The sequence below is a fragment of the Pseudomonas sp. PSB18 genome, from assembly GCF_014596565.1.
GTDB lineage: Bacteria > Pseudomonadota > Gammaproteobacteria > Pseudomonadales > Pseudomonadaceae > Aquipseudomonas.
Window position 1 is genome coordinate 1 of sequence record NZ_NOIN01000015.1, and the last position, 13673, is coordinate 13673.

At 61.0% G+C, this 13673-nt stretch carries 12 protein-coding genes and 2 rRNA genes; 8 read left to right on the plus strand and 6 right to left on the minus strand.

Translation table 11 applies throughout. From position 1 onward, the window contains the following. The 5 genes from CGA22_RS24840 to CGA22_RS24860 form a co-directional block, all read left to right on the plus strand. Window positions 1-108 (plus strand): 23S ribosomal RNA (locus tag CGA22_RS24840); the annotation flags it as partial. Window positions 109-279: 171 nt separating this feature from the next. Next, window positions 280-395, plus strand: a 5S ribosomal RNA gene (rrf, locus tag CGA22_RS24845). Between the two features lie 149 nt (window positions 396-544). Beyond that, window positions 545-1204: a paraquat-inducible protein A gene (locus CGA22_RS24850; RefSeq protein ID WP_041023291.1), complete on the plus strand. Its 660-nt coding sequence runs from the start codon at window positions 545-547 to the stop codon at window positions 1202-1204. Further along, complete coding sequence (locus CGA22_RS24855; protein WP_041023290.1) at window positions 1191-1814, plus strand: paraquat-inducible protein A; 624 nt, start codon at window positions 1191-1193, stop codon at window positions 1812-1814. The genes CGA22_RS24850 and CGA22_RS24855 overlap by 14 nt, the downstream gene beginning before the upstream one ends. Further along, the gene (locus CGA22_RS24860; protein WP_041023289.1) at window positions 1807-4110 is read left to right on the plus strand and encodes a PqiB family protein; all 2304 of its coding nucleotides are present in this window, start codon (window positions 1807-1809) and stop codon (window positions 4108-4110) included. Before CGA22_RS24855 ends, CGA22_RS24860 begins: the two co-directional genes overlap by 8 nt. Before the next feature lie 89 nt (window positions 4111-4199). Here the strand turns inward: CGA22_RS24860 and mksF are convergent, their stop codons facing one another. Genes mksF through mksB form a run of 3 tightly spaced genes read right to left on the minus strand, consistent with a single transcriptional unit; the run spans window position 4200 to window position 9005 of the window. Beyond that, a complete protein-coding gene (gene mksF, locus CGA22_RS24865; protein ID WP_041023288.1) occupies window positions 4200-7040 on the minus strand; it encodes an Mks condensin complex protein MksF in 2841 nt (946 codons plus the stop codon). Then, window positions 7037-7738 carry an Mks condensin complex protein MksE gene (mksE, locus tag CGA22_RS24870; RefSeq protein ID WP_024778194.1) on the minus strand — a complete coding sequence of 234 codons (702 nt, stop codon included), beginning with the start codon at window positions 7736-7738 and terminating at the stop codon, window positions 7037-7039. Before mksE ends, mksF begins: the two co-directional genes overlap by 4 nt. After that, complete coding sequence (gene mksB, locus CGA22_RS24875) at window positions 7728-9005, minus strand: Mks condensin complex protein MksB (protein ID WP_041023287.1); 1278 nt, start codon at window positions 9003-9005, stop codon at window positions 7728-7730. The genes mksE and mksB overlap by 11 nt, the downstream gene beginning before the upstream one ends. A gap of 181 nt (window positions 9006-9186) precedes the next feature. On the opposite strand from mksB, the gene CGA22_RS24880 reads away from it, so the two are divergent. Together CGA22_RS24880 and rimI are read left to right on the plus strand one after the other, a co-directional pair. Continuing rightward, a complete protein-coding gene (locus CGA22_RS24880) occupies window positions 9187-9972 on the plus strand; it encodes an energy transducer TonB (RefSeq protein ID WP_084213782.1) in 786 nt (261 codons plus the stop codon). Next, window positions 9965-10417 carry a ribosomal protein S18-alanine N-acetyltransferase gene (gene rimI / locus CGA22_RS24885; RefSeq protein WP_003205585.1) on the plus strand — a complete coding sequence of 151 codons (453 nt, stop codon included), beginning with the start codon at window positions 9965-9967 and terminating at the stop codon, window positions 10415-10417. Before CGA22_RS24880 ends, rimI begins: the two co-directional genes overlap by 8 nt. A 143-nt stretch (window positions 10418-10560) precedes the next feature. Here the strand turns inward: rimI and CGA22_RS24890 are convergent, their stop codons facing one another. Then, window positions 10561-10965 (minus strand): hypothetical protein, encoded by a 405-nt coding sequence (locus tag CGA22_RS24890; protein WP_041023285.1) that lies wholly within the window; start codon window positions 10963-10965, stop codon window positions 10561-10563. A 131-nt stretch (window positions 10966-11096) separates the two neighbouring features. Here CGA22_RS24890 and can point away from each other — a divergent pair, with 131 nt between their 5' ends. After that, window positions 11097-11741 carry a carbonate dehydratase gene (gene can / locus CGA22_RS24895; RefSeq protein WP_041023284.1) on the plus strand — a complete coding sequence of 215 codons (645 nt, stop codon included), beginning with the start codon at window positions 11097-11099 and terminating at the stop codon, window positions 11739-11741. Window positions 11742-11752: 11 nt separating this feature from the next. On the opposite strand, the gene CGA22_RS24900 is transcribed toward can, so the two are convergent. Together CGA22_RS24900 and CGA22_RS24905 are read right to left on the minus strand one after the other, a co-directional pair. Continuing rightward, on the minus strand, window positions 11753-12280 hold the full coding sequence (locus CGA22_RS24900; protein WP_041023283.1) for a hypothetical protein: 528 nt from the start codon (window positions 12278-12280) through the stop codon (window positions 11753-11755). A gap of 210 nt (window positions 12281-12490) precedes the next feature. Then, a complete protein-coding gene (locus CGA22_RS24905; RefSeq protein WP_188258741.1) occupies window positions 12491-13651 on the minus strand; it encodes a hypothetical protein in 1161 nt (386 codons plus the stop codon). Window positions 13652-13673 lie beyond the last annotated feature (22 nt).

The following is a 13673-nucleotide window of genomic DNA, read 5'->3' on the forward strand; positions in this document are numbered from 1 at the left end:
TTGAGCTCCCTGAAGGGCCGTCGAAGACTACGACGTTGATAGGCAGGGTGTGTAAGCGCTGTGAGGCGTTGAGCTAACCTGTACTAATTGCCCGTGAGGCTTGACCATATAACACCCAAGCAATTTGTTGGCTCCGAGCTGAAAAGCGCAAGGGCACCAGATTGCGGTGTGTGAAGACGAAACGAACCGAAAGTTCGCATCGCTCAGCAGCAACACACAAACTATCGCATACCCATTCGCTGGAACGTGACCGCAAGGCACGCGCTGGCTACCGAATTTCTTGACGACCATAGAGCGTTGGAACCACCTGATCCCATCCCGAACTCAGAAGTGAAACGATGCATCGCCGATGGTAGTGTGGGGTTTCCCCATGTGAGAGTAGGTCATCGTCAAGATTAAATTCCGAAACCCCTATCTGCTGATGCAGGTAGGGGTTTTGTTTTTTCCTGCAGAAAAAGCCTGCGAAAGCTCGAAATAAATTTGCACAGTTATTTTTGAGCTGGAGCACTAGAATAGCCCCACCTCAGTTGAGCCCGAGTTGTTTATGCCCGACCCGTTGGACACCCATCGGCTGTCAGAACTGCCTTTAGGCGAACTGGTAGCGTGCCATGAGTGCGACCTGTTGATGCGCAAGCCTCGACTGTCCCATGGCGAGAAAGCCGAATGCCCCCGTTGTGGATATGAGCTCTACGCCCACCGGCCCAATGTTGTCGAGCGCAGTCTTGCCTTGGTCATCGCTGCCCTCCTGTTGTATGTGCCCGCGAACTTTCTGCCCATCATGCAACTCAACCTGCTCGGCCAATCCTCCCAGGACACCGTGTGGAGTGGCGTGGTCGGTCTGTTCGATAGCGGCATGCAAGGCATCGCGGTGGTGGTGTTCCTGTGCAGCATGGGGGTGCCGCTGCTCAAGCTGTTTTGTCAGTTGGCTGTATTGTTGACCATTCGCTGGAACGTCGGCCGCAGCTACGGCTTGTTGCTGTATCGCATTTATCACCATCTGCGCGATTGGGGAATGCTTGAGGTCTACCTCATGGGCGTGTTGGTGGCCATCGTCAAGTTGGCAGACATGGCCGCCATCACCGTGGGCCTTGGATTGGTGTGTTTCATCAGTTTGTTGCTGGTTCAGATCTGGTTGGAGGTGGTGATGTCGCCGCATCAGATCTGGCAAGCGTTATCAGGAGAGGATGCCCATGCGGGCGATTGATGCAGGCATTCTGATCTGTACCGAATGCCATGAATTGAATCGGTTGGATGCCGACGCCGACGCGCAAGCTTGTACCCGCTGCGGGGCGCGGATTCATTCTCGTCGCCCGAACAGCTTGATGCGCACCTGGGCGTTGCTGATCACCGCCGCGATTCTCTACATCCCGGCCAACATGCTCCCAATCATGACGATCAACTCCCTGGGCCACGGTGCCCCCAGCACCATCATGGCTGGGGTCATCGAGTTGGTGCAGCATGGCATGATCCCGATTGCCGCCGTGGTGTTCATCGCCAGCATCCTGGTTCCTACTTTCAAACTGGTGGGCATTGCCTTGCTGCTGTTTTCCGTGCAGCGGCACCAGCCCATGTCTGCAAGGCAACGCATCCTTATGTACCGTTTCATCGAGTTCATTGGCCGCTGGTCGATGCTGGATATTTTCGTGATCGCGATTCTGGTGGCGGTGGTGAATTTCGGACGACTCGCCAGTGTCGAAGCCGGTCTAGGCGCGATTGCCTTTGCCAGCGTAGTGATTTTGACAATGATTGCCGCAGTAACCTTCGATCCCCGACTGATTTGGGATAACACGGAGTCGGATAACGACCATGACTGATTTGCCTACCGCTAAAACCCGACCGGCCTCGAACTGGTCGGCCATCTGGGTCTTGCCGCTGATTGCCTTGATCATCGGGGGCTGGCTCGGCTGGAGGGCTTATAACGAGACCGGGATCGAGATCAGCGTGCGCTTCGAGAGTGGCGAGGGTATCCAGGTCAACAAGACCGAGGTGGTCTACAAGGGCATGCCGGTCGGCAAGGTGAAGGCCCTCACCCTGGATGACGAAGGCAGCTCGAAAGGGGTGATCGCGACCGTTGAGATGAACAAGGACGTAGAACAGTACCTCAAGACTGGAACGCGTTTCTGGTTGGTCAAACCGAGCGTGAGCCTGGCCGGGATCACCGGTCTGGAAACCCTGGTATCGGGTAATTACGTGGCTATCAGCCCGGGTGAGGGCGAATCCACCCGCAAGTTCAAGGCCCTCGCCCAGGAGCCACCTCTGTCGGACGCCAAGCCGGGCTTGCACCTGACCATCAAGGCTGACCGCTTGGGTTCGCTGGATCGAGGCAGCCCGGTGTTCTACAAGCAGCTTCAAGTCGGGCAGGTGAAGAGCTACCAGCTATCCGAAGATCAGAACACGGTGGAGATCAAGGTCTTCATCGAACCGACCTATGCCAGCCTGGTGCGTAAACACACGCGTTTCTGGAACGCCAGCGGTATCAGCATCGATGCCAATCTTTCCGGCGTCAAAGTCCGCAGCGAATCCCTGGCAAGTATCGTTGCCGGTGGTATTGCGTTCGCCACGCCGGAGAGCCGCAAGGACAGTCCGCCCACGGATCCCAGCCTGCCGTTTCGCCTTTACGAAGACTTTGACGCCGCCGCTGCCGGCATTCGCGTGAAGGTCAAGCTCAGTGACTTTGAAGGTTTGCAGGCCGGTCGCACACCAGTGATGTACAAAGGTATCCAGGTCGGCAGCCTGAAGAACCTCAAGATTGACCCTGACCTGTCCAGCGCTACGGCCGAATTGACCATGGACCCACTGGCTGAAGACTACCTGGTAACCGGCACTCAGTTCTGGGTCGTCAAGCCGTCGATTTCCCTGGCGGGGATCACCGGCCTGGAAGCGCTGGTCAAGGGCAACTACATTGCCGTGCGACCCGGTGACAAGGGCGCGGCCCCCCAGCGTGAATTCGAAGCCAGGGCGAAGGCGCCGCCGCTGGACTTGCGCTCGCCCGGCCTGCATCTGGTCCTGTTGACTGAAAACCTCGGTTCGTTGGAGGTCGGCAGTCCGATCCTCTACAAGCAGGTCAAGGTCGGCTCGGTACAGAGCTACCAATTCTCCCGCAAGAAAAAGCAGTTGATCGTTGGCGTGCACATCGAGAAGGAGTACGAAGGGCTGGTCAACGGCTCGACGCGGTTCTGGAACGCCAGTGGTATTACCCTCACGGGAGGTCTGACGGGCGGAATCCAGGTCAAGAGTGAGTCGCTGCAAAGCCTGATGGCCGGCGGTATCGCCTTCGAAACGCCGGTGCCCAATGTGCCGTTGAAGAGACGTGTCCCCCGCTTCCGCTTGTTTGAGAACCGTGAAGCCGCGCAACAGAATGGCACCGTGGTGACGATCAAGGTCGATCGTGCCGACGGTTTGCGCAGCGGAACACCGATTCGCTACAAAGGGTTGGACGTGGGCAAGGTCGAAGATGTTGATCTCAGTGCCGATCTGCAGTCGGTGCTGCTCACTGCTCGCATCACCGAAGTGCCGGAGCGTATCGCCCGGGTCGGCAGCCAGTTCTGGGTCGTCAAGCCCGAGCTGGGGCTGATCAAGACCTCGAACCTGGAGACGCTGGTGACTGGTCAGTACCTCGAAGTGCAGCCCGCGACGAAAAACCTCGGGCCGCAGAAGAGCTTTGTGGCCCTTGCCAACCCACCGGAAAGTGCCGTGCCCGAAGCCGGTTTGAGCCTGGTGTTGAGCGCTGCCCGTCGTGGCTCATTGAAGACGGGCGTGCCAGTGACTTACCGCGAGATCACCGTGGGCAAGGTCACCGGTTATGAGCTGGGCCAGACGGCGGACCGGGTACTGATCCACATTCTGATCGAACCCAAGTACGCGCCGCTGGTACGCAGTGGCACGCGATTCTGGAACACCAGTGGCTTCGACATGGACTTCGGATTGTTCAAGGGCGCGACGGTGCGGACCGAGTCGTTGGAGACGTTGATCCAGGGGGGCGTCGCTTTCGCGACACCGGATGGTGAGAGCATGGGCAGCCCGGCGCGGCCGGAGCAGACCTTCCCGCTGTTCGATAAGTTCGAGGATGAATGGCTGACCTGGGCGCCGAAGATCAAGCTGGGTAAATAACGGGACAGTCGATACAAGTGTTTCAGACACTCCAATGAAAAAGGCCGCGATCCAATGGATCGCGGCCTTTTTCATTTCCGAGACTTACATCACACCGGATCTAGCTCCGGCTCATCGGCCTCTACGTTCACCGTAGCCTTCACCACATCATGGCGGCGGATGTACTTCCAGTCCGCTTCGTCGATGTAGATACCGTTGGGGCCGCTGCCGCCTTCCAGGTCGATGGCGACACTGGCACAGACCTGTGGTTTCACACTGGCCAGGATCGGCACGAAGCCCAGTTGCAGGCTGGTTTCCAGCAGCGCCGCCTGGTTCTTTTCATCGATGTCCGCTGCTTCATCCAGGTAGTACGGCAGGCGCACGCGACCGGCCTGCTCGCGGTCCATCAAGTGCAGCAACAGGTACATGTTGGTCAGCGCCTTGATGGTCATGGTGGTGCCGTTGGAGGCCGCGCCATCGATGTCGGTATGGATGACTGGCTGGCCATTGACCTTGGTGATCTCGAAGGCCAGTTCGAACAGGTCCTTGAGGCCGAGCTGGTTGTGGTTCGCTGCTACCAGGCGCGCCAGGTATTCCTTGGCTTCCTCGTTCTTGTTGTCCTGCTCGGCACTCTGGCTGAGGTCGAACACCGAGAGGGTTTCGCCTTCCTCGTATTGACCGGCGCTGTGGATGATCTGGTCGATGTGCTTGAGCGCTTCCTTGTTCGGCGCCAGGACGATGCGGAAGCTCTGCAGGTTGGACACCTGGCGCTTGTTGATCTCGCGGTTGAACAACGCCAGCTGGTGTTCGAGGCTGTCGTAGTCGCTGCGGATGTTGCGCAGGGTCCGGGCGATATCGGTCACCGCCGCACGGCGAGCCTTGCCCAACGTCAGGGCTTCGTCGGTACGGTGGGCATAAGCGTTGATCAGCAGTTGCAGACGGCGCTCCATGTCATCTTCGCTGTCGAACTTGGCGACGCCCTTGAGGCGCACCTGGGCATACAGCGCCTCGATCTGGCCGTCGACCCGCAGCAAGCCTTGCCAACTGTCCTGATAGTCATTGAGCAGCGGCAGCAGGTTGTCCATGGAATCGTCGACCGGGTCCATGAACGGCGTGCCGAACGGCAGGTCCGCCGGCAGCAATTGACGGCGGCGCAAGGCGTCGTCGAGGGTGCGCTGCTTGGCTTCCATATCGGCGATCTGCCGCCCCACCAGCTGCAGCTTGGCGGAGAGTTGCTGGACTCGCTCAGTGAAGGCGTCGCTGGAGCGCTTGAGTTCGTCCTGGGCGGCTTCCATCTGTGCCAGTTGCTCGAGCTTTTCGCCTTCTTCGGCGCTCAGGGTCTGGCTGCGACGGAAGTCTTCCAGGGCCTTTTGCGCGTCCAGTACCTGCTGGTACAGCGCTTCGGTCTGGGTCTTGCTCGCCGCACGGTCGGCGGCCACGGCTTGCTGGGTCTTGAGTTGCTTGAGTTCTTTCTCCAGGCGCTCTTTCTGATCCCGCAACGCGGCGCGGTCGGCCAAGGCTTGCAGGGCCGGCGGTTCGATGTGGGACAGGTCGATGGACAGGCCCGGCACTTCGAAACGCTCGCCCTTGAAGCCGTCGAGGATCAACTCCATGGATTTGACCCAGTCACCGTTCTCGTCCAGTGCGATGCCGTGTTCGCCCAACGGCAGGCTGAACAGGGCGCTGTTGAACAGGCGCATCAGGCGCTCGACGTCCTGCTGCGAGAACTCTTCCCGCAGGCGGGCGTAGCTGTTGTTGTCGGCGTGATCGAGTTGCTGCTTGACCGACTTCAGGCGTTTTTCCAGGTCCCGCAGACGCTCTTCCAGGTCTTCGGCACTGAACTGTCGGGACTGGGCCAGGGCGCCGGCCAGTTCGTCGTGGGCGTCCTTGGCGGCGAGCAGTTGCTGCTCCAGGACCTTGACGTCATCCACCAGGGCGAAGCGATGCTTGAGCACCGACAGTTCGCCGAGCCAGCGCTGGATGCCGGTGATTTCCCGCTCCAGGCGCATCAGCTCCTGGGTGCTGCCGCGCTGGTCGTTTTGCAGTGAGTCCTGCTCGTTGCGGTAGTGTTCGGCCTGGATGGTCAGCTCTTCCTTGCGTGCCCCGGCGTAGTCCGACCAGGTACCCAGCAACGAGTCGAGCAAGGGCGACAGGCGATGCAGTTTGCCACGCAGGACATCGCGCTGCTTCACGCCATTGGCCAGGGCTTCCACCAACGGACCTGCGGCCACCAGGGAGTTGTAGTCCTGCTCCATGCGTCGTACATCGCGGAAGGCTTCTTCGCACGCGGCGATGTAGTCCACGCTGCCGGAACGCAGGCTGTGCTCGAAGGCGTCGAGAAACAGCTGCTTGAGCTTGGCCGCGGTGATTTCGCGCATGTGCAGCAGGTTGATGAACAGCGCCCGGAACGTCTTGAGGCTTTGCTCGCTGGTGGAGCGCAGCGGGATCAGCGTCAGGTCCAGGGGAATCGAGGTGTGACCACCCACCAGCAGGCGCCGCAGTTCATCGGGCTTGAGTTCGTAAGCCTTGAGGCCTTCGCGCTCCAGGTTGGTGAACAGCTCTTTCTGGCGCAGGCAGGTGTCGTTTTTCTGGTAGTGGGCCAGGTCCAGTTTGCCGGCGTAGGCAAAGAACTGGTGACCGAAACCGCCGCCGGGGCCGCGACCGACCACGCCGATCACATGAGGGCCGTGGGGCAGGGCGACTTCCACCAGGATATAGCTGGTGTCCGACGCGAAGTAGAAACGCCGGGATTGTTCCAGGCTGTACTTGCCGAAGCTCATGTCCGACATACGCGCCAGGATCGGGAACTGCAGGGCGTTGATCGAGGCGGATTTACCGAGGTTGTTCGCGCCATACACCGACAGCGGTTCTTCCAGCGGGAACAGGCCGAGGCTGTAGCCGGCGGTGTTCAAAAGGGCAAAGCGGCGGATGCCGTAGCGTTCCTGGCTCATGCATCGGTCTCCTGTTCTTCGGCAATGGCGCGGGCCAGTGCGTCTTCTTCGCTTTCGTCTTCAAACGGCGCCAGGTCGAGCGGGTCGTCGGTTTGCAGCAGTTTCTCGTCGCTGTCTTCGTCGATCAGGACCGGCGCCGGCAACGGCAGCACGCTGTGCACGCTGGCCGCCAGGTCGCGGTCCTGCTGGACCGACAGGCAGACGTCGAGGAAGCGGTGCATCGGCGGCAGGAAGCGGTACACGCCGTTGTCTTCGCTGGCGAAGCCCAGTTGGGTCATGCGGCGCATGATTTTTTCTTCGAGCTCTTCCTGGGTCTGCACTTCGGCCTGGATGAACAGGTCGCGGTACTTTTCCAGCAGCGAAGGCAGCTCATCGCGGCCCAGGCTGCCACCGTCGAGCACGGCAATCGGGTCGCGGCCCTGGTCGGCCAAGTGCTCGACGAGGATGAAGGTGAACAGCGCCAGGCGCTGGGCGGTCTTGTTCACCGCCGCAGCGGCCAGGTCCGGCACGAAGTAGTAGAAACCACGGGTATCGCACACCAGTTCGAAGCCCAGGGCCTTGAACAGCGTGCGGTACTGGTCCTGGAAATTCGACAGTTGCGCGTACAGCTCCGGGTCGCGGCGGCTGACGTGGTAACCCTTGAACAGCTCGCGGAAGATCGGCGCCAGCTGGGACAGTTCGGATAGATCAAGATGCATGGGGGATGCTCGCAGAATCCTCGGCAACGTCGCGGGCCGAGAGCAGGGCGAAGGAGCGCAGGCTGACCTGATGCTCGTGAGTGTGGTATTCGCGGCGTTCCAGGCGCTCGCGCTTGAAGCGTTTTTCCCGCGACAGGCGCGAGAACCAGTACAGCAATTCGTCGGTGGCGCCGTCCGGCTCCTGCTCCAGCAGCCAGACCATCAGGTCCGGCAGCGGCAGGGCGTCTTCGCAACGCTCGACCATCTCGCGCACGGTGCGCGGCGCCCGTGGGGCATCGCCGCCCTTGTGGGTCTTGTGGGACTTGGGGAAGCGTGCCGGTTTCGGCTCGAAGCGGGCCAGGGCGTAGACATAGGCTTCAACCTGACTGGCGCTGCCGAGGAAGGTGCTTTGCGGCCGGGTGAACAACGGCATGGCCGCCTGGGGCACGGCATCGATGCCTTTGCGACGGATGGCCGCCAGCGCCAGGGCTGCGCCGCGGGTCACGGCGTTGTGACGGCGGGCTTCTTCGCGCAGCGGCAGGAGCAGTTCACGGGCATGGCGCAGGGTCAGTTGGGCACTGGTCTGCATCTCGAGAATGCGTGCGTGGGTCCGCAGCAACATGTCATCGTCCACCAGGTGGCCGAGGCGCTGCTGCTCGGTGAGCATGCGCAACAGCACGTTCTCGACCTTGCGCACGCCTTGCTCGAACGCACCGTCGGCGTTCACCAACTGGATCATCGGTTCGACGTACTCGTCCCAGGTCGCCAGCACTTCAGCGTAGCGCTGACGCAGTGGGATCTGCCGGTCGCTGGTCTTGGCCCGTTCGGCCACGGCCACCAGGGCCTGCTCGTCGTTGGCGAGTTTCTTCAGGACGTCCCGCACGCGCATGTCCAGCAGGCGCAACTGGCGGGCCAGGTCGTTGCCGTCGCGCACGTCGAAGGCGTCCTGGATGTAGCCGGCCAGACGTTCGAGGTGACGCAGGTAGGCTTCGATCTCCAGGCACAGGCCCAGGCGGTGTTCGCGGCGCAGGTAGGCGAGGAAGTCATGGATCTGGGCATTCAGCTCGAAGCGGTTCGGGCTTTTCGCCACCGGCACGAGGATGTCCAGGCGGATCCACACGTCCAGCAGGTGGGTGATGTCCTGGGGCGTGCTGTCCAGCTGTTGGGCGGCCAGTTGTGAACGCAATTCGTTGAGGCTCAGGGTGCCCTGGTCGAAGTGCTCGCACAAAGGTTCCAGCAATGCCCAGTGTTCAGCGAGGGCGCGCAAGACGCGCTTGGGTTCGATCATCGCAATGGCCGTCGGGTTGGCAATTAAAAGGGGCGATTGTACTGCATCGGGCCGGTTGCGATTCACCCCCCGAGACGGACTGTCGTCTGTATTGCCCAACTAATGACTCAACAGGGAAGCGATCCGCGTCGAAGGGCGGTAGAATCCCTCCCACTTTCAGTTATCCACAAGTGGCCGACCCTTGCTTATCGAGTCCCGTCGCCGCGCCTATCTGACCGCCATGCAGGTGGTCAATTGGCTGCCGCGCACCGAATTGCCGTTCGCCGCCCCGTCGCGGCCCGAGCTGCTGGAAATGCCCGAGCCGGCAGAGATCGCGCCGGTGGTTGCGGCCCCCGTGGCCCGGACCGTGGCCGAGCCGGCAGCGCCTGTGGCCGAGCGACCGAAAATCGAAGTGCCACGGCCTAGCCTGGCCTCGACCCGCAACGGTGCCAAACCGGTGGAGGACGCGCCGGAGGTGCCGGCCCCTGCCAGGGTCGCGCCGGTCCCGCCACCGCGCTTCGCCCTGCAATTGCTGCGTGCCGGACGGTGCCTGTTGCTGGTGGAGCTGCCCACCGGCGAGCCATTCCAGAGCCGCGATCCCGCGTATCTGCTGCTCAAGGACATGTTGCGCGCCGCCGGGCTGCCGGACAGTCCGCAGATCGTGGGTGAACCGGTGCGCTGGCCGCTGTTGTCCCGCGGGACGATGGACCAGGGGCCGGAAGCGGCACGGGAGTTCGTCCAGGGTTTTGTAGCGGCGCGGCTCGAAGAGGCGCCCTGTGCGTGTCTGTGGCTGATCGGCCTGCCGGCGGTGAAGTTTGCCGGCGAAGCGGACGCGCAAGCGTTCAATCGCGAGCTGCAGGTCGAAGGGCTGGGATCGGCCTGGGCACTACCGGGCCTGGAACTGTTAATGGAAACGCCACAGCACAAGGCTGAAGTCTGGCAAGCCATGCGTCGGCTGATGGCGCGCTGGAAAGAATCGAATGAGTGATGCTGTTTCGTTTCGCCCGATGACCGAGGCGGACCTCGACGCTGTGCTGAAGATCGAATACGCGGCCTACAGCCACCCCTGGACCCGAGGGATATTTCTCGATGGGTTGGGCAAGTACCAGATCTGGCTGATGTTCGAAGGCCAACAGCAAGTCGGGCATGGCGTGGTGCAGATCATTCTTGACGAGGCGCACCTGCTCAACATTACCGTCAAGCCGGAAAACCAGGGCCGGGGGCTGGGTTTGCGCCTGCTGGAGCATCTCATGTCGATTGCCTACAAGGCCGAGGCCCGGGAATGTTTCCTGGAGGTGCGTGACAGTAACCGCACGGCGTTCCGGCTGTACGAGCGCTATGGCTTCAACGAGATCGGCCGGCGGCGGGATTACTACCCGGCAGTGGGTGGACGTGAAGATGCGGTGGTCATGGCTTGCACGCTGGTGGATTGAAGCCAGCATAGAAGCCTCCTGTGGGAGCAAGGCTTGCCCGCGATAGCGATGGGTCAGTTGTCGAGCTATCGACTGTCCTGGCCTCATCGCGGGCAAGCCGTGTTCCCACAGGTGTATAGGCAGGCTGGAGGGCTGCGTTTCACTCAGCGCTTGCCATCCAGCGGGTCGATATCCGCCATCTCGGCCTCGTCCAATCCATCGCCCCCGCCAATGTCGTTTTCATCCACCACGCTCAGGTCCCAGTCGGCCTGCTCGTCGTCGCCGGCCTCGTGGGCATCCCGGGCGCCGTCTTCACGGATCAGCGTCTCGGGGCTCATGTCATCGTCGGTCGGTTGATGATCATCCATCGAGGCACCGGTCATGCCGGCCTCGCGGACGCGCTCACGGGGCATCAAGTGTTCGCGCTCGTTTTCCGGCAGCTCGTCACCAATCTTCGCGCTGGGTTCATCTTCATCGAATTCCAGTTCATGCATCGAACCCATGCGGTCTTCGTTGTCATCGATGGGCTCCGGTTGCGCCGCATCGAAAGGACGTCGTGAATCATTCATGGTAGTTCTCCTGGTTTGGGCCTTACTGGATGGACCGGTGGCCGTGTCGAGAATTCCAACGGCATTGACGAAGTGACCTCGACAGCCGCTCCGTTGTCAAAGTTGCGCACTGTTCTCGAGGGCAAGACAGCATGAACGAACTACAAGATCTGATTGATAACAACGCGCGCTGGGCCGATGCGATCAAGCAGGAGGATCCTGACTTCTTCGCCAAGCTGGCTCGTCAGCAAACCCCTGAATACCTGTGGATCGGCTGTTCCGATGCGCGGGTGCCGGCCAACGAAATCGTCGGCATGCTGCCGGGCGATCTGTTCGTGCACCGTAACGTGGCCAACGTGGTGTTGCACACCGACCTCAACTGCCTGTCGGTGATCCAGTACGCAGTGGACGTGCTCAAGGTCAAACACATCCTCGTCACCGGCCATTATGGCTGTGGTGGCGTGCGTGCCTCGATGCAGGATCGCCAGTTGGGTCTGATCGATGGCTGGTTGCGTTCCATTCGCGACCTGTATTACGAGCATCGCGAAGCGTTGGCGCAACTGCCGACCGAAGAAGAGCGCGTGGACCGCCTGTGCGAACTCAACGTAATTCAACAGGTGGCCAACGTCGGCCACACCAGCATCGTGCAGAACGCCTGGCATCGCGGACAGAAGTTGTCGATCCATGGTTGCATTTATGGCATCAAGGACGGGCGCTGGAAAAGCCTGGACACCACGATCAGCGGTTTCGAGCAATTGCCGCCGCAGTATCGCTTGCGTCCGGTGGGCGCCCCTTGATCTGACTGGCGTCAGTCGCGGTGACAGCGGCGGCGCCAGTGCTTCAGGAACTTCATGCCCTGTTCATTGGGCGGTTCGTCATAGCCGGTGATCCAGCCATGGCAATTGGACGAACCGCACCGACAGGCAAACTGCCGGTAGAGCTTCTGTTCCGTGCTGGCGTGATCCATCGTCAGGCAGTCGCCTGCGTGAATGGACGTCAGCGCCCATAGCCACAGTTCGCTCATGTCGAGAAAGACATTCGGGTTGCAGGAATGCAGCAGCAATCCGGCGAAGTGCGGGTCATACATATGGATGTCCGGCAGGACCTGCACAGTGTGCGGGCGCCGCCGGCCCACCAGCAACCCCGATACCCTGCACATCCGCTCCATGGGGGCGAACCTTTTCCGGGCGATAACCGCATTGCCGCGCCCGTTGGGGGTGCGTAGCACTTCGAAATCACGGGCAGACGGATAACCCAGGCGGAGGCTGAGTGCTTTTTCCGGGTAAATGCAGCCCCGGTCCTGTGAGAAGGCTTTATCTGCAACGAAGATGGTCATGACAGTCCTTGTCGGTACAGGCCGACTTGCTGCCGTTGGCGTCCTGCCAACGGTCGTGAGTGACCCGGGTAGCTTCCTCCAAGTCCGGCGGGACATCTACTGTCAACTCTGACAGGCGCCAAAAGCGCTTCCCTGTGTGAGCGAAGGCTTACACTGGGAAGCGGACCCATGGCGAGGGCATATGTCCCCTCACCACAAAGCCTTCAGGGGTTATACCGACTCGGATGGCAGCGGCATGGGCACCTTCAACTGCGGAAGTTGCGACTTGATCGCCGGCGTTTCGCATTTTTTCGCCGCATCTTCTGGCGATAGTTTGCGAATCGAGGTGTAGAACAACTCGCAGGTTTTTTCCTTTTGCGTGACCTGCCAGGTCTGCGTGCACTGGTTCAATTGAGTCGTCGGGTCGCTGCTCGGCTTGCTGCCCATGCCGGCTTGCCAGCAGGCAGCGCTCAGGTCCTGGCCCATGACTTTCAGGCCTGCTGCGTCCGCCTTGGCTTCGTCGCCGCCGTAGCTTTCCGGGTCGGCGGCGTACCAGATGTAGCTTGGGTGGTTGGAGCCCAGGACTGGAACCTTGACGCCAGCGGCGGGAGAGATGGTCGCCAGGCCGAGCACCGCCACGGTCTGGCCATATTGGGTCTTGATCCAGTTCCGCACGGGGGCGCCAAAGGCCACCATCGGCAGCGCGGTCCCGCTGGCGCTCTGGCTGACTTGCTTGACCATGGTGGTCTGGTAGTCGTTGAAGTAATCGTAGACACCTTCCAGCGTCGCGCCGGCGGTGGACGGCGCCGCGATGGGGGCGATATCGATGATGGTCTGGTAGGCCGGCGTCTGGCTGGCGGCAATGCCGTTGGCTGTCAGCAGGGTGGCCCAACGATCGGTGGTGGCTGATTCCAGGTAGTCCTGGGCCTGGGTCAGGGAATAATCCGGCGGGAAGTGCAGAAGTTCGACGCTCTTGCGGTTTTCCAGGGCCATGCCCAACGGCAGGAACAGGTACCAGTTGTAGGCCCATTTCTTGTCGTCGTTGAGCTTCGTGGCTCCCTTGTACGCCAGGTCACCGGCATCGAGCAGTTTGCTCAATGGTTGGCCATAGGCTTTCGGCACGCCGCTGATGTGGGCGTAGACCTTGCCGTTGTCGCGTTTGACGCTGACCTTGGCCGCGCCGTAGCCATCACGTTGAACGCTTTGGGTCAGGTAATGCTCGACGGTCTGTTCCAGCGTCCAGTTGCGGAAGCAGACGACATTGCAGTTGTTGGGGTAAGCGAAGAGGCGGGTGACGCGTTCGGTACTGCCAAGTTGTACATCGATGTCGGCCGCGTGGACGGTGGCACTCAGGGCCAGGGCGACAAGAGGAAATACTGCGAGTTTAGACATGCTCAGATCCTTTTCAGCGTTT